Annotated in this window: 22 protein-coding genes; 10 read left to right on the top strand and 12 right to left on the bottom strand. The window is 48.8% G+C overall.

Translation table 11 applies throughout. The features are described 5' to 3' along the window. Positions 1-74 precede the first annotated feature (74 nt). Both N7U64_RS03980 and N7U64_RS03975 read right to left on the bottom strand, forming a co-directional pair. Positions 75-278, bottom strand: coding sequence for a hypothetical protein (locus tag N7U64_RS03980; RefSeq protein ID WP_318928586.1), 204 nt, complete (start codon positions 276-278; stop codon positions 75-77). 11 nt (positions 279-289) lie between these two features. Continuing rightward, positions 290-763 carry a M50 family metallopeptidase gene (locus N7U64_RS03975; protein WP_290826701.1) on the bottom strand — a complete coding sequence of 158 codons (474 nt, stop codon included), beginning with the start codon at positions 761-763 and terminating at the stop codon, positions 290-292. Positions 764-868: 105 nt separating this feature from the next. Between N7U64_RS03975 and N7U64_RS03970 the strand changes: the two genes are divergently transcribed. Next, on the top strand, positions 869-1,573 hold the full coding sequence (locus tag N7U64_RS03970; protein ID WP_318928585.1) for an alpha/beta hydrolase: 705 nt from the start codon (positions 869-871) through the stop codon (positions 1,571-1,573). Between the two features lie 140 nt (positions 1,574-1,713). Here N7U64_RS03970 and N7U64_RS03965 read toward each other — a convergent pair whose 3' ends face one another. From N7U64_RS03965 to N7U64_RS03950, 4 genes are all read right to left on the bottom strand, one after another. After that, positions 1,714-2,061: a DUF2200 domain-containing protein gene (locus N7U64_RS03965; protein WP_318928584.1), complete on the bottom strand. Its 348-nt coding sequence runs from the start codon at positions 2,059-2,061 to the stop codon at positions 1,714-1,716. A gap of 119 nt (positions 2,062-2,180) precedes the next feature. After that, the gene (locus N7U64_RS03960; RefSeq protein ID WP_318928583.1) at positions 2,181-3,356 is read right to left on the bottom strand and encodes a hypothetical protein; all 1,176 of its coding nucleotides are present in this window, start codon (positions 3,354-3,356) and stop codon (positions 2,181-2,183) included. Positions 3,357-3,396: 40 nt separating this feature from the next. Next, positions 3,397-3,636 (bottom strand): hypothetical protein, encoded by a 240-nt coding sequence (locus N7U64_RS03955; protein WP_318928582.1) that lies wholly within the window; start codon positions 3,634-3,636, stop codon positions 3,397-3,399. A gap of 157 nt (positions 3,637-3,793) precedes the next feature. Further along, on the bottom strand, positions 3,794-4,792 hold the full coding sequence (locus tag N7U64_RS03950) for an NADP-dependent oxidoreductase (protein ID WP_318928581.1): 999 nt from the start codon (positions 4,790-4,792) through the stop codon (positions 3,794-3,796). Positions 4,793-4,927: 135 nt separating this feature from the next. Here N7U64_RS03950 and N7U64_RS03945 point away from each other — a divergent pair, with 135 nt between their 5' ends. Genes N7U64_RS03945 through N7U64_RS03935 form a run of 3 tightly spaced genes read left to right on the top strand, consistent with a single transcriptional unit; the run spans position 4,928 to position 6,403 of the window. Further along, the gene (locus N7U64_RS03945; RefSeq protein ID WP_318928580.1) at positions 4,928-5,167 is read left to right on the top strand and encodes a hypothetical protein; all 240 of its coding nucleotides are present in this window, start codon (positions 4,928-4,930) and stop codon (positions 5,165-5,167) included. After that, positions 5,164-5,961: a phosphotransferase gene (locus tag N7U64_RS03940; RefSeq protein WP_318928579.1), complete on the top strand. Its 798-nt coding sequence runs from the start codon at positions 5,164-5,166 to the stop codon at positions 5,959-5,961. The genes N7U64_RS03945 and N7U64_RS03940 overlap by 4 nt, the downstream gene beginning before the upstream one ends. Before the next feature lie 58 nt (positions 5,962-6,019). Beyond that, positions 6,020-6,403 carry a YkvA family protein gene (locus tag N7U64_RS03935; protein WP_131503839.1) on the top strand — a complete coding sequence of 128 codons (384 nt, stop codon included), beginning with the start codon at positions 6,020-6,022 and terminating at the stop codon, positions 6,401-6,403. A 2-nt stretch (positions 6,404-6,405) separates the two neighbouring features. Here N7U64_RS03935 and N7U64_RS03930 read toward each other — a convergent pair whose 3' ends face one another. After that, positions 6,406-6,927 carry an AAA family ATPase gene (locus N7U64_RS03930; protein ID WP_131503791.1) on the bottom strand — a complete coding sequence of 174 codons (522 nt, stop codon included), beginning with the start codon at positions 6,925-6,927 and terminating at the stop codon, positions 6,406-6,408. Positions 6,928-7,088: 161 nt separating this feature from the next. Here N7U64_RS03930 and N7U64_RS03925 point away from each other — a divergent pair, with 161 nt between their 5' ends. From N7U64_RS03925 to N7U64_RS03910, 4 genes are read left to right on the top strand one after another with little or no spacing between them, the layout of a single operon-like run. Next, positions 7,089-7,442, top strand: coding sequence for a potassium channel family protein (locus tag N7U64_RS03925; RefSeq protein ID WP_131503790.1), 354 nt, complete (start codon positions 7,089-7,091; stop codon positions 7,440-7,442). A 30-nt stretch (positions 7,443-7,472) separates the two neighbouring features. Then, the gene (locus tag N7U64_RS03920; protein WP_318928578.1) at positions 7,473-9,131 is read left to right on the top strand and encodes a DUF6044 family protein; all 1,659 of its coding nucleotides are present in this window, start codon (positions 7,473-7,475) and stop codon (positions 9,129-9,131) included. A gap of 12 nt (positions 9,132-9,143) precedes the next feature. Continuing rightward, a complete protein-coding gene (locus N7U64_RS03915; protein ID WP_318928577.1) occupies positions 9,144-10,094 on the top strand; it encodes a glycosyltransferase family 2 protein in 951 nt (316 codons plus the stop codon). After that, positions 10,091-10,474 (top strand): GtrA family protein, encoded by a 384-nt coding sequence (locus N7U64_RS03910; protein WP_318928576.1) that lies wholly within the window; start codon positions 10,091-10,093, stop codon positions 10,472-10,474. Before N7U64_RS03915 ends, N7U64_RS03910 begins: the two co-directional genes overlap by 4 nt. 39 nt (positions 10,475-10,513) lie before the next feature. On the opposite strand, the gene N7U64_RS03905 is transcribed toward N7U64_RS03910, so the two are convergent. The 5 genes from N7U64_RS03905 to N7U64_RS03885 form a co-directional block, all read right to left on the bottom strand. Continuing rightward, positions 10,514-10,924, bottom strand: coding sequence for a DUF2231 domain-containing protein (locus tag N7U64_RS03905; RefSeq protein ID WP_318928575.1), 411 nt, complete (start codon positions 10,922-10,924; stop codon positions 10,514-10,516). An 82-nt stretch (positions 10,925-11,006) separates the two neighbouring features. Continuing rightward, positions 11,007-11,594: a DedA family protein gene (locus tag N7U64_RS03900; RefSeq protein ID WP_318928574.1), complete on the bottom strand. Its 588-nt coding sequence runs from the start codon at positions 11,592-11,594 to the stop codon at positions 11,007-11,009. 94 nt (positions 11,595-11,688) lie between these two features. Next, positions 11,689-14,325, bottom strand: coding sequence for an ABC transporter permease (locus N7U64_RS03895; RefSeq protein ID WP_318928573.1), 2,637 nt, complete (start codon positions 14,323-14,325; stop codon positions 11,689-11,691). A 27-nt stretch (positions 14,326-14,352) separates the two neighbouring features. Then, entirely contained in the window at positions 14,353-15,048 is a 696-nt protein-coding gene (locus N7U64_RS03890; RefSeq protein ID WP_318928572.1) for an ABC transporter ATP-binding protein, read from the bottom strand. Between the two features lie 185 nt (positions 15,049-15,233). Further along, positions 15,234-15,635, bottom strand: a complete 402-nt coding sequence (locus N7U64_RS03885; RefSeq protein WP_318928571.1) for a group-specific protein — start codon at positions 15,633-15,635, stop codon at positions 15,234-15,236. 93 nt (positions 15,636-15,728) lie between these two features. Between N7U64_RS03885 and N7U64_RS03880 the strand changes: the two genes are divergently transcribed. Beyond that, complete coding sequence (locus N7U64_RS03880) at positions 15,729-16,256, top strand: RNA polymerase sigma factor (protein ID WP_214764776.1); 528 nt, start codon at positions 15,729-15,731, stop codon at positions 16,254-16,256. Further along, positions 16,253-17,080 carry a hypothetical protein gene (locus N7U64_RS03875; protein WP_318928570.1) on the top strand — a complete coding sequence of 276 codons (828 nt, stop codon included), beginning with the start codon at positions 16,253-16,255 and terminating at the stop codon, positions 17,078-17,080. Before N7U64_RS03880 ends, N7U64_RS03875 begins: the two co-directional genes overlap by 4 nt. Positions 17,081-17,082 lie beyond the last annotated feature (2 nt).

Here is a 17,082-nt window from a genome sequence, read left to right as displayed (position 1 = left end):
TGATGTAATTCAGTACTAAAAAACGGCTATCCCCAGAACTTTTAAAGGAAATAACCGGATGATAATGTTTTAAGTTAAGTACAACACTTCGTTGCTTCTTCGACCTGATTTTCCGGAATCAGGACTTGTCCGTCTTTGACCGTAAACTCAATATCATGCTCTTTTAGCCGCTCGATTTGAGCCGGTGTCTCTTCTCCCCATGGAACGGTTTTCGGTTGCTCGAAAGAGTTACACCCGACGAGTAATAAACTGCTTGCAAGCAATAAAAGTCTCAGCATGAAATCATCTCCTACCAGTCGGTCCGTGAGTTTTTGTTAAAGAACAACCTTTTTAATTGCAGTCCGTCACTTGGAAAGCCACTAGTCAACCGAATAGGAATCAGATTAAATAAAATGAAAATGATGGATACCTGAATAAATGGTGGCGCCAACAGATGCATAACCGGACTTGGAAAGAGCTGACTTAATCCGGCGACGAACGTTCCGGCGATAAAATTGGCGCCAATCCCGCCGAGTAAGACAACAGCTCGTTGTCCACGGCTGAGCGAAATCTCTGACGGTTGAGACCGGTGCAGTCCTTCCCAAAATTGCTTTCGGGCGATGGAAAAATGACCGATTTTTAAGAATGGTTCACCTTTGCCGATGGAAATTGATTGTAAGCGCAGACCGACTAAGCGGGCGGCGAATGCATGCCCGTACTCATGCAGAATCAAACTCGGTAAGTAAAAGGCGAGCATGATTAGATTAAACCAGAGTAAACCCATGTTCTTCCTCCTCTCATCCACAAACATAACAAAAAATGGATGTTTCAAGCAACTTACATAATTGTCATTTATTCATCTATAGATTAAAAAAAGGAGGCGTATTAAATGAACCTGTTAACTGATTCCATTTTGCCAATTAGGACATTTCCAGCTCAGCGTCAGAATTACCGCAAAATTATCTGTTTGTATCACGGTTGGGGATCAAGCGTGACAAAATATGAAGACTTCGCCCGGATGCTTTCGGAACAAGGGTTTACGGTCATTGTGCCGGAACTGCACCTGCATGACAGCCGCGATCGGCTGGAGGCATGCTTTGACCGCGGTGTCGTCGAACGACATTTTTGGCAGATCGTTTTTCAAAGCATTGAGGAGTCCGTTACGCTCGTGAAGCAGTTGAACGTAACACAAGTAGACATCATCTGGCTCGGTGTTTCGATGGGCGGATTCATCGCGAGCGGTATCGCTGCGAAACAACAGGGCAGTGCCGGGGTAATCAATATCAACGGCTCCGGATCCTTTTTGTTTTCGGAACAGCTTTTTCGACAGCGCGACAACAGAGCCGATTTGACATTGGAAGAAGAACAACGTTTGCAGGGGTATGATCCTGTCTTGCAAGCAACGTCCGCACCGACGTTATTCGTACACGGTCAGTGCGATACGGTCATTCCGATCGAGACGCAGGAACACTGCGTGCAACAATCAACGGAACTGAATCGTGATTTGACGTTTCTTAAATATCCGTCCATCAATCATACGGTATCTGATCAGATGGTTTCGGATGTCCTGGATTGGTTAAATCAGCGCTTTTAACGTTAGACGGAAGAACCGGACACCTGCCTGAGGTGCCCGGTTCTTTTACTGAGTGATCCATCCAAAACGCTCATCACTAGTGTCGCGATGGCGAGACATGATGCAATCATTATCAGCATACTGGTTGTCTTGCTTGTTTTCTACCGCAGGATTTTATCAAGAGCTTTCCCTTTTGCCAGTTCATCAATCAGCTTGTCAAGATAGCGGATTTCCCGCATCAACGGCTCCTCGACGTTTTCGACGCGGACGCCGCAGACGACACCTTTGATTAACAATCGCCGTTCCTGCATCTGTGGGGCATCCGCAAAAAAGGCTTCGAATGTCGTCTTATCTGCTGTCAGCGTTGCAAGTTGTTGTTCCGAGTAACCGGTCAGCCAGCAAATGATCGTATCGACTTCCTGTTTCGTCCGACCCTTGCGTTCCGCTTTTGTCACGTAATGCGGATAGACACTCGAAAACGCTGTCGTGTACAAACGGTGTTTCGTCATTATACTCCCTCCTCGGAACTAATTATTACCAAAATTATAGCATATCGAATTGCTCGGGTTCGATACCCGGACAAACAGCAGACCATCCTGTTCAGATGAACAGAATGGTCTGGATGCAATTATTTTTTCAAATCGATGACATGGAATTCAATCTGTGCTCCGTCTGATACAGCGTACGCCAATTTTCCGTTTATATAAATCGGCTTGGATGTCGTATCCACCATATCCGTCAAAGGAGCGACGGTTCCATGTGCAAGATCGGCGTACCAGAGTCGCGTCATACTCTCCCGGAAAATGACCCGATCAGCCGATAAAAAGCGGAATGCATCAACCGTCAACCGGTTGTCCGACGGTTTGAACTGGTACCCCGGTTGTTGTCCTTTCTTAGGCATGAAGAGGGCAGTGCCTTCATCGCCGATCGCAACGTACTTTTTGTTGTGTTCAAAATCAATCAGTCCGTTCATCCGTCGTTTAAACGTACCGTCAAACGTCTCGAGCGTCGGTGTTTTGTGACCGTTCTTAAACGTGCTTGTATGCAAAATCAGTCCGGCATCGCTCCGGCGGAAGTCAAATGGATACAGACCGTCCCGCTTTTTACCTTCCTTCAAAATGTAATCCTGATGAATGATGATTGCATCCTCACCGATATCAAACGACTTGAGGATTGTTTTCGTTCGGGTCGGTGTCGCTTCATGCGTCATCCAGAATACCCGTTTTGAGGACGCATCCAGATAAGGAATCGCCGTGTCATAACGGCTGATGCCTTGATCAAGCGTATTGATTTTTCCCGTCTTCAAGTCCATTAAGCGAATCGCCCATTTTTGTCCGGACTTGGTTTGATTGTATTCGACCCAAAACAGGTAATGCGACACTCCGGTCATCATACCGATCGTCCGGTTGACCGTATGCAGCACTTGGTTATCGTTCGACCCTTGGCTGTAGCGGTAAATGTAACTGTTAATGGTTGTATCACTCGTTTGTTTAACGTGCGTATAGTAGATCGATTGCTGATACAGGTAGTCCGGCGCAATGACAACGGTTTGTCCGGTAAAGAACGGGGCCAGATTGTATGTCTGATGGTTTCCAAGCGTAACCGTTTCTGATTGTCGCTTCAGCGGCACGTATTTTCTATAGTCGGACAACGGAGCAGTGACGGGTTTAAGGGTTGGCGCAGCTTGAGCCTGCGTATCTGCCGGAACTTTCGAGTGTTGCTTCGTTGCAGTCGAATCGGTGCATCCTGCCGTGACGACAAGCGTCAACGTCAACGCCGCCGTAAAGAAAGTCTTCCGGGACATAGTATGTAGTCTCCTTTAAAGTGAAGTGTGGGAATCGAATTCAACGGCGGTTGTGTTTCATTCGCCAACGTATCGAGACCAAAAAAGCAGAAATGCCGGACAAGGTGAGCAAATAGAAACAGATGGCGAAAGCAAACTCGCCATAATCCTCAAGACTGGCGAACGGATTACCCATAATGAAAGGGTCAGGTAACGCACCAATCAAAAACAGCGGAATAAACAGCAGAAAAAATCGTTTCCAGAAATAATACTTGTACGGAGTGCCGGTACGGTCATCCATTGATTTCTTCCTTCCCATATCCAAATTAATTATCCTATATTTAACATATTATATTATTTATTGTTTAATTCGATGAATAAATTTAAATAAATCATCAATAAAAAGCGGTCCAGCAACCCCCCCGTCGTCGGGTGACTGCTGGACCGTTTTTCGTCTCTTACTTGATCTTTAAAATGACTTTTCCTTTGGCGTGGCCTGACTCCGAGTACTCGAGCGCCGCCTGTGCCTCTTCAAACGGATAAATGCGGTCGATGACCGGTTTGATTTGTCCGGTCTCGATCCATTCGGTGATGTGTTCCAGTTGCCGGCCGCTCGGTCGCATGAACAAAAATGTGTATCTAACACGATGTTTTCGTTCGAGCAATGTCTCGCGAAGGGTGAGCAGACGGAACAGGTTGGTCTTCAAGAAACCGGACCGGTAGGACTTACCGAACCGTCCGTTCGGCAAACCGGAAATCGAGACGATGTGTCCACCCGGCCGGACGATTTTAAACGACCGCCGGAGTGTCTCACCGCCGATCGTATCATAGACGCCGTCATAATCATGCAGGATTTCGTCAAACGCTTCGGTCCGGTAATCGATGATTTCATCAGCGCCAAGTGACGCGACGAGGTCATGTCCGGCGGGGCTTGCCGTCGTTGCGACATACAAGCCCATCGCTTTCGCCAGTTGGATAGCAAAAGTTCCGACGCCGCCGGCACCCGCCTGGATTAAAATCTTTTGTCCCGGTGTCGCTTGCAAGACGTCGTGTAATGCCTGATAGGACGTCAAGCCGACGAGCGGGATGGAGGCCGCTTCCTCAAAGGAGAGCGAAGCCGGTTTTAAGGCAAGCATCTGTTCATCAATTGCGATGTATTCGGCAAAGGTGCCGATCCGGTTTTTCTCAGCCCGTCCGTAGACAGCATCACCGACTTGAAACTGTTTTACGGCATGACCCACTTCAACAATGATGCCGGCGAAGTCATTACCGAGAATCAGTGGGAACTGATACGGGATCAACAGCTTGACGTTTCCATCCCGAATCTTAAAATCAACCGGATTGATGCTCGCTGCGTGAATTTCGACAAGAACGTCATGCGGGCGGACGTCCGGGCGGGGCTGTTCAGTTTGTTCGAGCGGGACTTGGCCGTATTTTGAAATCGTCATCGCTTTCATGAAAATCCTCTCCATTTCCTGGTTCTTCTGCTTTTAGTCTACCAGTTGATCCAGCGGGAGAACACTTTGAGTGATTCATTCGGACATGATAAGCTAAACAGGAACAGGGAAAAACTGGAGTTTGGGGTGAATGAGATGAACAAGACCGGAGAACGATTGTTACGGCTGTGGTTACGTGTGCCGCGGTTCGTTAAACGGATGGTGCCGCTCAGTCTGACATTGTACGTCCTCTTACTGATTGTCACGAACGGAGTGGTATCGATCCTTCATTTTGATATCGAATTAGTCTCATGGCGCGATCTCATCATCAGTTTAGCCGGAGCGGCGATTCTTGTTCCGGTATTCAATCAGTCAAAAGGGGAAGATAAAATATGAAACAATCGGAACAGGAAGAACCATTGACGGGCGGGAATGTCTCCGACGTCTCACGGATCGGGGATACGGTCAGACGGGAACAAAAATTGGAGAGTCTTCGAGTCCACCGGTTACTGCAACATCTTGAGAAGAACGGTTTTGAAGGAAGCCCGCGTTTTTTAGGAATGGATCCACAGGGGCGCGAAATTCTGTCCTTCATCGAAGGCGAGGCCGGGAATTATCCACTTCAGCCGTATATGCGATCAAACAGCGTTTTGGAAGAAACAGCACGATTGTTGCGGGCCTATCACGAGGCAGTCGCGGATTTTCCGATCCCAACCGATTGGCAGCCGCTCGATGGAACACCGGAACCGCTTGAACTCATCTGTCATAATGACTTCGCCGTCTATAATGTCATCTTCCAAAACGAGCGTCCGGTCGGGATCATCGATTTCGACGTCGCTGCCCCGGGACCACGGATTTGGGATATCGCTTATACGATGTACACGTTTGTACCGTTAAGTCGGCATCAGATGACGGATTACGGTGAACCGAAGCTTTATGATTCAGTCGAAGACCAGGAGCGGATTGGACGACGAATTGAGCTGTTTTTGTCCGCGTACGGGACACCGGAACTGACGAGCATGTTATATGAGACGGTTTTACTTCGTGTGGAGGCATTGATTAAAATCATTCATCGGAAAGCAGCGGAAGGCGACGAGGCCTTCCAACGAATGATCGAAGAGGGGCATGTCACGCATTACGAACAAGAACTCGATTTTCTCAAACGCGAGGGAGCCGACTGGTTCCGGTGAACCGGAAATATCGAACGGGTTACCACCGGTTCAAATGGACGAAGAATGGAGAATCATCATGTTGGAAAAATTGAAGGATACCGCGAAAAAATTAAAAAAGCAGATTTTCATTCTGTATTTTGCCTATCAGGACGAACGGGTCGCCTGGTATACCAAATTATTTACGGCCTCTGTCGTCGCGTATGCGTTCAGTCCGATTGACTTGATCCCGGATTTCATCCCGGTATTAGGTTATCTAGACGACATCATTCTTGTCCCATTAGGCATCCTGCTTGCGTTAAGGATGTTACCGCAGGAAGTCATCGACGACTGTACCGTCAAGGCAGAGCAACGGCTCGGAACGGATAAACCGAAAAATTGGCTTGTCGGCGCGTTGATCCTGTTGCTTTGGTGTGGGCTGACCATATGGATAGGTCTACAGATTTACGATGCCGTCCGATAAGCTCAGATCAATAGTTTCTGATAGGCGGATTTGATTTGTTTGTACATGGCGTCTGTCGACAACGTGGCATCGATTTGAATGACGGGAGATGCGGATTGTTCCATTTGGAGACGGTGCTCAGCGAACGTCCCGATCATCTCCGGATCAGTCGCCGTCAAATACGTCCGGCACCAATCGAGAAATTCATTGGATTCGTTGAAATCGGGATAGCGTTCTTGTTCCCGCTTGATTAAGCGGTTCATCCGTGTGTTTTCATCTAAACGTAAAAAAACAAGCAATTCCCGGTCGGCAAAACCGTCGGGATTCCATGAGAACACGGAGCCGGATACAATGTAGTGCCGATGTTGTTCGATATCCGATCTGTATAACGCATACCGCTCTGCAATCGAACGTTTTTCGGTAAAGGTGCGGTCCTTCCACAGGTAATGATCCGTGTCGATCCAGTGAATGTTTTCGTGACGTGCCATCCATTCTCCGAGCGTACTTTTGCCGGTGCCGGAACCACCAATGATCTGAATCCGCAAGGGGTAACCTCCTTAGCGCATAAGGCGCAGTTGATGTAAACGATTTTACCATAGCAGGCAGGGAGAAGACGGAAGAATCGTTCTCCCTTTTTTCGGGTATTTGTCTAACAGATAAGCAAAACAGCGGACGGTCGTGTTTACCTGTGAAGGGGGCAGTGAGGATGATTCCGTTTTTCATCTTGATGCGCAACATGTACCACGTGTTACGTATTCTGTTTCGGCAAGACGAGCAAAAAGCCGTCATGTTCTCTGTCGCTTTTCTCCTTGCAGTCGGGATGTTTTTTTACCACGGCGCGGAGGAATTGAGTTATCTCGATGCATTGTATTTTTCCGTCATGACGCTGACGACGGTCGGCTATGGCGATATTCATCCCGTCACGCCGATCGGCAAGATTTTTACGATGGGGTATGTCCTGCTCGGAATCGGTGTCATCAGTGCCCTGATCGTTAACTTTAACCGGGCGTTAAAAGAATTTCATGCCAGCAAAGACTCGGCGAAGCAGAAGAAATCATAGGAGCCAAACTTATAGAGGGGAGTATGTTACATGAAGCGACAGGAGCTGGTTGGGGTTGGCGCAGGACTGGTCTTGGTCCTCTGCTATTTGTTGCCGCTCATCTGGTTCGGTGAACAGGCACACATTCGAATCCATGACAATTTGGATTCCAATGTCGTCTGGTATAAAAATTTAGTCGAGTCAGGAAGCGTTCATGCCGGCTTACAGGACACTGTGCCGAATCTGGTCGGAGGGAATGTCTCACGAAATGCCTTCGTCAGTGAATGGACAGGGATCGTGTGGCTGTATGAATGGTTCACCCCTTACACGGCCTATGTCATCAGTCAGACCTTAATCCGAATCTTTGCCTTCCTAGGCTTATATTTTCTGTTACGGGATCAACTGAAGCTTCAACTACCGCGCCACGTCATCGTGCTTGTGTCGGTTTTGTTCGCCTGGACACCGGTTTGGCCGTCCGGGATGCTCAGTACGCTTGGGATGCCGCTATTGTTATGGGCTTACTTAAACCTGTGGCAGAAAAGACGGATCGGACCGAGTATCGTCACACTGGTGCTTGTCCCGTTTTACTCGAGCTTCGTTCTCGGGATCGTATTTTTCTTGGCTTTATTAGTCCTGTTCGGTTTGTACAGGGAATGGCGTCACAAATCGTTCCACGCTTTATTTTGGTCGGCATATGCAGCACAGGTCCTGCTCTACCTTCTGATTGAATACCGGTTGGTCTATTCGATGTTATGGGAAAGTGACGTGACAAGCCGTGACCAATTTGATATCGGTCATAACGGATTCTGGCGGACAATCCGCTTGTTTTTCAAACAATTTGTGTTGGGTCATACGCATGCCGAAGCCGCCCAGACACCGATCTTACTGTTCCTGATCCTTGGCGTGTTCGTCGTCGCTGTTTACCGGAAAGATTCCACCGCCCGTTGGTTGAAACAAGGTCTGATGTTACTGGTCGGATTATCGTTGTGGTACGCTTGTTGGTTTTATACGGGATGGCAACCATTGAAAGAACGGATTCACGTCATGCAGACGTTTAATTTTGCCCGCTTTCATTTTATAGAACCAATGCTGTGGTATATCCTGTTCGCATTGGCAATGGATTGGTTATGGCGGCGTTCCCGTCAACGTTTGGTTCTCGTCGCAGTCCTGTTACAGGCAGTCGTCCTGTTGATTTGGAATCCGGAAATCATTTACCGGAACCAGCCGAGTTTCAGTGAATTTTATGCGGTCAGACAGTTTGCGCAGATTCAGTCGTACATCGGAAAGCCGATCGACACTTATCAGGTCGTTTCGTTTGGCTTGCACCCGGCAATCGCACAGTATAACGACTTTCGGACACTGGACGGATACGTCAACTTTTACCCGCTGACCTATAAACAGAAATTCAGAACGATCATTAAAGGGGAGCTGAATAAAAGTCCCGAGCTGAAGCACTATTTTGACGACTGGGGAAATCGGGTCTATATCTATTCCGCGGAACTGGGAAAAAACTATGACTATACGAAGACGAATCAACAGCCCGTTCGTCACCTGGACATCAATGTCCGGCAGCTGAAACAGATGGGCGGTGCCTATCTCTTATCGGCTGTCCCGATTGAAAATGCCCCATCGATTGGTCTGGAATTCGAGAAAATGTTTCGTGACAAGCAATCAGCCTGGATCATTTACTTGTACCGTGTCGCGCCTTAAGGAGGTTATTCCATGTCTGAAGCACCGGTTCTCGGTATCGTCATTCCCTGTTACAACGAGTCGGAAGTGCTGCCTTTGACGATCGAAGCACTGCAGGAACGATTGTCGGAATGGATTTCGAACGGTCAACTGTCCGAACAATCATTTGTCTTCTTCATCGATGACGGCAGTCAGGATGATACGTGGCGGCAAATCGAACGGATTCATCAGTTGGATCAGCGGTTTCAGGGAATCAAACTGGCGCATAATGTCGGGCATCAGCATGCCCTTCACGCCGGATTGATGGAAGCCTATGTGGGAGCTGACTGTCTCGTCTCGGTCGATGCCGATTTGCAGGATGATCTCGGGATCATCGAAACATTTTTAAAAAGATTTCAGGACGGGGCGGATATCGTCTATGGGGTGCGGACGGACCGGACAAGTGACAGCTGGTTCAAACGGACATCCGCTCAGTGGTTTTACCGCCTTGAAAAAATGCTCGGAGTCGAAACGGTTTATAACCATGCCGATTACCGGTTGATGAGCCGGCGGGCAGTTGCCACATTGGCCAGTTATCCGGAACGGAATCTGTATCTGCGCGGACTTGTCCCGACACTCGGTTTTCGGACGGAGGAAGTGCCGTATGCCCGGACGGAACGTTTGGCCGGTGAATCAAAATATCCGCTCCGGAAAATGTTGGCGCTCGCCTGGGACGGAGTGACTTCCTTTAGCGTCCGACCGATCAAATTGTTATTTTTTCTATCGTTATTCATGGTCCTCGTGTCCGTCGGTTTTGTCGGATACACGCTGTACCGGTTTGCGGAAGGGGAGACGATGAGCGGCTGGGCGTCCTTGATGCTGTCAATCTGGTTCATCGGCGGCATACAGCTGTTCGGAATCGGATTGATCGGCGAATATGTCGGTAAAATTTTCAGTGAAGTGAAAAGGCGCCCCTCCTACACGGTCGAGGAGACGTTAAAATGACCGGTAAAATCCTGCGGTTCTTATTGGTCGGTCTCGTCAACACGCTGATCGGACTCGGTGTGACGCTTTTGCTGTACCACGGTTTTCAAACAGGATACTGGGTCGCGACGGCACTCGGAAACGGATGCGGAATCATAGTCAGTTATCTGCTGAACCGCCGATTTACATTTTCTGCGACGACCAGCTTAAAAACCGACTGGCTGCGTTTTTTGCTCGTCGTCCTCCTGAGCTACCTGATTGCCTATCGTCTCAGTTTGTATGTAATCGATTTCTTCCTTCCGTCATTTGGCGGAACGGGAGCGATCCTCGTCGGAATGATCCTGTATACCGCTCTGAATTTCATCGGACAAAATTATTGGGTATTCAAAAAGCCAAGCTGATCTTGTTCTCACATCGAGAAAAAGAGCGCTTGGCTTGACTTATTTCACGTAAACCATCTGTCCGCCGAGATGGCCGGCATAGGCGAGAAGACCACTGCCGATGATCGCGACGACGAGACTTGCAATCAGCAACGGTTGTTTTTTTGAACGATAGTGCAGCAGGAGCAGGACGAGCGATAAACCAAACGTCAACAGACTGTACAAGGCGAAGTCTTCATGCGTATGAATGGCATCACGTGCCACGTTCAACTGACTTTCCGCAAATTCCTCTGCGCCGTCTCCCGTTAAGTAAGCGGCTATACCGGACAGTAACCCGGCGACTAACGTAATCAGCGAAAAAAGTTTCAATTTTGTCCACTTTAAGCTGCCGAGAAGCAGCAGGGTCGCAAATAGCAAAAGACCAATCGGCATATGCACAAGTAACGGGTGAAGCGGAATTCCACCTAACATCAACCGGCCTCCTCTGACAATCGAATTTAGCTAAGTGTATCAATATTTTTTAAAAATTATTTTCGGGAATTTGTGAATCAAGTCAATCTTCCACTCGATCTTTTTTCAGCTTCCGTCTTTTGATGACCGTTCGCACGAGTAAAAAGAGGACGATGCTGCCGATGATGATCCAGCTGAGGTGACGTGTTGCAAACGTCGCGACAAGCGTCCAGCGCTCCTGTAACAGATAACCGCTCGTCAGGAAAAACAACGACCAGATGGTGAAGGAAAGTAACGTCGAGAGGGTGAACGTTGAAAAACGAATCCGTAACGTCCCAGCCAGCAGACCGAATAAAGTCTTCCAAATCGGCGATAGCAACAGATACCAGCCGCCGTACGTCCGAAGGTTCGCTTCGACAAGCTGCATCCGTACCGGATTGACATGAAGCAACCGCGTTAAGAAGGACAGGACCGGTTCACCGCCGTAATAGGCGAGCACATACAGAATGGATTGGGAAACATAAAACCCGACTAAACCGGCTCCGAACATCAGGAGAAACGACATCTGATTGGAGGCAACCAAATAGCCGGCATAGCCCATAATCAGTTCAGTCGGAATGAAATGGGCCAGTAAAGCGAGCAGGACACCCCAGTAGCTGTACAGTTCAAGCCACGATTGCCAATTTCCCATATCGAACATCCTCTCTATACGGAATTGATGTGAACCCAGTGTAGCATGCCTTTCCGTACAGCGAGTCCATCCTCAGGCGGATTAATGATTAAAGTCACCCGGCATCTTTCAACTCCTGATACGGATTGACGCGTGCCGCGATTTGCGCCGGCAGGAGCGAAGCGATTGTCCCGAACAACACCGGCAGAAGCAGCGAGACCCCAATCAACAATGGTTCGTCCCAGGGAACTAAGTCATACAAGACATAAATCGTGATATAGGAGATGCTCAGGCCGACGATTCCGGCAACAAATCCAATCAGCATCCCTTCCAAGACAATCAACTGACGGACGGAACCGTTCGTCCAACCGACGGCTTTGAGGATGGCGAGCGACGCCCGGCGGTCAGTGACGTTCTGCCACATGATTTCCCCGGTCGTCAGGATCGCAATCGTAATCGCAACCCCCATCGTCACGTAATGCATCGGACCGACCTGTAAGGCAACGAACTGACCGAGCCATGATGTATAGAGGACACCTTGCAGGTGGAACGTCACGAACAGGAAGAACGTCAATAGGGCGGTCGGCAAGGCAATCGATAAAATCGACAGGGCATTACGTTTCCATTTTCCGAAGATCTCTTTCAGCGCGAGTGTCCAGGTCGAACGGAGACCGAGTTTAACGTGGGACGAGGAGGCATATTCACCCGTCTTGATCGCTTCGTACGGCGAGATTTTCCGGATCGTAAAGGCAGACCAGACGGCACCGGCAAAGTAAATCACGAGACTGAACAGGGTAATCCAAAGTAAACTCCACCCGTTTATCGCCTCACTTCGGACATACGAGAAAATGCTTTCGACGATCAGCGCAACGACAGAGACAAAGCCGGCAAGCAGGGCAGCTTCAATTAAAACGATCCGGTACAAGTCTTTTATCCGCCAGCCGAGTGCCAGCAGCACAGCGAATTCTTTTCGCCGGGCGAGCATCGAGACGTAACTCGTCGCAAGGACATACACGATGGCAACAGCGAGCATTGCGAAGATGACACCGGAAAAGCCGACACTCGTCTCGCGGAAGATCGTCATTGCGGCACCGATGTGAACCCACGGCTGTTCGATCCAACCGAGTGTTTTGCCGTTATCGACGACTTTCGTCACGACCGGTTGCGGGGACGAACCCTTGGTAATCGTGGCGATCAGTCCGGTTTCCTGTTCGATTTGTGTCTTGACGTCTTGAAGGAGTTGTTCCGACTCTTCACTGACGGTCGTTGCGCCCTTGACTTTGAGGCGAATCGACGAGATGGCTTGTTTTCCATTGACGGCAAACGCACTGTCCAGCGTCGTCAGAATGTTTGGCGAGTTCGTCAATAAACCAACCGGATTACCGGACGTGTCGATTGATTTGGACGGATTAACCGGCTCACCTTTCGCATCGAGGACCAGATCAGCGGATGACGGTCGATAGGTTTCCATCGGCAGTTCATTAAGCGGATCTTTTGAGACTTTAATTTTGTTCGGATCATAGAGACCAACGACTTTAAAGGTGAGGTAAGGATACTTAAACGGAATTTCCATCTCGCTCGGATTTTTAACTTTTTTTCCGGTCGAGACAAGTGACCGATATCCTTTTGAAGGATGCGTCGACTTCGGAAAGTACCAGTTCTTTAAATGAATCGCAGAGGTGCTGACTTCAAAAGCACTCTTCCAGCGCGTCGGATATGGACTTTTGGTTTCCTTGAATTGAAGCGGACCTGATTTATACAGCAACTGGGCGCCTGGAGCATCTTCTGCAACAAACGTCTGGAGGTTTGTCCCTTCCGACAATGTTTTGAGATATGTTTCTTCGACTTTAGAAGACGGCATCTCAAGGCGTTGCGTCAATTTGGCTGGATACGTTTGAAGGATAGAATTTACACGGTCACCGTCCGGCTGTTTTTTGACCAGTTCTTGGACCAGCTTTTGCTGATCCTGCTCAGTTTGATACGGGGCATCCAGCTTTTCAATCGTAAATTCATATGTTCCTTTATTAAAGGAATGTGGATTGACAAGAACCGGAATGATGTTGTCGTCAGCCCCTCGAAGTGACTCATGCTGATCCAGTTGTGAAAAATAACGGGAATTATTTTTGGAACTGACGCTTTGATCGAGCCCGACTAGTCGGGCTTCCTCTTTCGGATCGACCGCGACAATCAGAACCGGATTACCGGCAGAGACATCCCGAAAGCTGTCCACCGGCGAGGTCGAGAATGGGACTTTTTTTGGTAACTGAATCTTTGTGCCTTGAGCAATATGAATGAGGTCTTCGAATTGCAGTTCTTTACCAAGCCCTGTCTCGGTGTAAGTCGTTCTCTTGAAGCGGTAAATACCGGGTTCCTTTGGAAACGTCATGGCTTTCTTGAACATGACAAACGTGTTGGCATAGCCCATGACAGCAATCGGTGCTGCAATATCAACTTCTTTGATCTGTTTGATGGTTTCATATTGCTCCAAAGAAATCCCGCCGTTGATACCGTTTAAATAGTTAGGTTCCAGCAGGTCACTTGATTCGGTCGACATTTGACTACCTTTTGGCCGGACGACGATATCGTAGGCAGACGACCATTTTTTCTGTAACGTCTGTTCGACCGTGCCTTGACTGGAGTCGGTCAGATTGAACATCAGACTGAGTCCGGCGCTGATGATCAGCGCACCGACAAGCGTCAGGATGAATTTAAACCGTTGCCGGCGCCAGTGATTCAATACGAAACGTAACATGATGAAACCTCCTTAGAAATGATGGGTTCAGACACTGCGAATGGTCTGCTTCCGTCGGTCTTCAATTATCCGGCCGTCCTGCATAAATAAAATCCGATCCGCCCGTTCAGCCAGTGCTAAGTCATGTGTCACGAACAAAATCCCGCACTCTTCTTCCTGATGAAGATCAAGCAACAGTTGGAAAATCATCTCGCCGTTGACAGAGTCGAGGTTACCGGTCGGTTCGTCGGCGAGAATCCAGCGCGGACGATTGATCAGGGCCCTGGCGATCGCGACCCGTTGCTGTTGCCCGCCGGACAATTGCGCCGGCAAGGCGTGCTGTTTCGCTGTCAGTCCGACTTTCTCCAAAATCTCCGCCATCCGTTCTTCTTTGTTGAAGTCGGTTTTTTGTTTCAGCAGGGGGACAAGCAGATTCTCTTTGACCGTCAACGCCGGCAACAGATGAAACTGCTGGAAAACAAAACCGATTTCCTGCGCCCGGAACTTCGACAGTTGCCGGTTCTTCCACTTCGTAATATCCTGTCCGTCGTATGTAATCTGTCCTCCTGTCGGCCGGTCGAGTGAGCCGATCAGGCTTAAAAACGTTGACTTGCCCGAGCCGGATGGACCGATAAGTGCTGTGATGTCATTCGCGGAAAACTGACAGTTTAACTCTTTCAGAACATCGCTCTGTAATCCTGCCTGACTAAACGTATGCGAAACGTCTTTGACGAAAATATCCATCGAACCACTCCTTTTACAAAATAAGGTAAAATAAGTGTAATATTATTTGAAAATTTTGTCTATTCAAAAAGATGAACATAAGAATTAGAAAACAGGAAACAGACGGTAACAAAAAAGCAGCTAAACCGTTAGTTAGCTGCGTGAAAGAATGCTTATGTCAGAATGCTTTTTCAGGATGAATTTTACTAATCAGCCCGCTCTGTCATCGCGTCAAGAATTGTCCGGACCCAGTCGTCAACGGCACCGACACACGTTGTCACATCACCAACATGATAGAACGTACTCGCTTCCGGACCGGTCCAACCGGTCACGTCCGTCATGCAAAGAAATATGGGGAGCTGTTTCGCGAGGGCAATCCCAAGTTCGACGTGACTGCCTTTCCCGGCAGGCAGGATCAAAATCAAACAATCACTTGCCTGAACGGCGTCCAGTTCCAATTGTCCGATTCGGTTCAGTTCTGTCGCTGTTTCGACCCGCTCTAATCTTGTCCAGTCGTATGTCAACTGGTGCCCTTGCTGGATCAGCCGATCGTTTATAAAACGGACGTCTTTGATATTGCGAAAGCTACTGGCGGTATAAAAGTTCATGTATTCATCTCCTCTCTTAATTTTTTACAGATTTTTGAAACTAAAACGGTGTATGCTCAGTCTAATGAAGAGAGAAGAAAGGAGGGAAGTCCCGTGTTCCGAAAAAAGCGTGCCGGCAGTTGGACGGATGAAACGTTCCTTGCGGCGTTGTATGCCGAAGAACATTACATCTACCGGATGTCATTTCTGTATTTGAAGCAGGAACAGGAAGCACTCGAAAACGTGCAGGAAGTCGCTTTTCGGGCTTGGAAGTATCGCAAGTCACTGAAGGAAATCACGTATTTTAAAACGTGGCTGACGCGGATCACGATCAACACGGCACTCGATCAGCTCAAGAAACACCAAACGCTCGTCTGGACGACCGACGGGATGACGGATTTGAGCGAACCACATACTGTTTCATTTGAACACGTCGTCGTAAATCAACTGTACCTGGCTGATTTACTGGAACGACTCGACGTTAAGGAACGGGCGCTTTTAACGTTACGGTATCAAGCCGACTATTCCCTTCAGGAAATCGCCGACCTGCTCGACATTCCGGTCAGTACCGTCAAAAGTACGTTGTACCGGGCGATTCAAAAATTACAACGGCAACAACTAAAAGGAGGAGAGTCCGGATGAAACAGCAATTGGAGTCAGCGTTAGAAGAACTTCCCGTACCGGACAGCGTCCATAAACGGATGAAGCAGGGCATCCACCGGAACAGACGGAAGCACCGGGTACCGCAACTGATGTTGGCAGCCATCCTGCTGATCGGTCTGATGCAGTATGACCGGATTGCTTCCTGGATTCATCCGCCGAGCGGACAGTCGACCGCTTCGATGGTACCGGGACTTGTTTATCAAGGGATGATGTATACCGAGACCGGAACGACGGTCTCGGAAGCAGCAGCGCAACAGTTGCGCGGACAGAAGCTAGGGACGTCCGAAAACACGTGGACGGAAGAAAATGAAACGGCACGGTTAAACGATTCCTTTGCCTCAAACCTGACGGACTATACGATTTACGAACTGGACGGCTATGCTCCGACGGTCCGGTTGCTTGCGATTGGTCGTGAAGAAGGGAAGCGAATGATCCGGATCCTGGACGGAACGACCTTCCACGCGGACTATTTCCAAAAACTCCGGCTCGATCAAGGCATCAAGCAAATCAGCTATCAGACTGAACAGACGCGGGAAACGGGGCAGAACAAGCTGCTTGCTCCTTCCGCAGCCTGGATGGATCTGTTGACCGGTCTCAGTGCGACCGTGCCGCTTTCAGACGCTGAACTGCCGGTTGACGTACAGAACAATCGACAAGTCCGGATTGTCGATGTGACGATGGCGGACGGGGTCACGAACCGGTTTCAACTGCTGGAAGGCGGATATGTGTTGTATGAACCGCTCCATGCTTATTTTGACGTGAAGGGGACGGCTTTTGAGACCGTTTGGAAAGACATGCGATGAAC

It is taken from the genome of Exiguobacterium sp. K1, assembly GCF_033721435.1.
In the GTDB taxonomy this organism is placed as follows: Bacteria; Bacillota; Bacilli; order Exiguobacteriales; family Exiguobacteriaceae; genus Exiguobacterium_A; species Exiguobacterium_A artemiae.
Note: the sequence above shows the minus strand (reverse complement) of the source record. Positions and strands in the feature narration are given on the sequence as shown.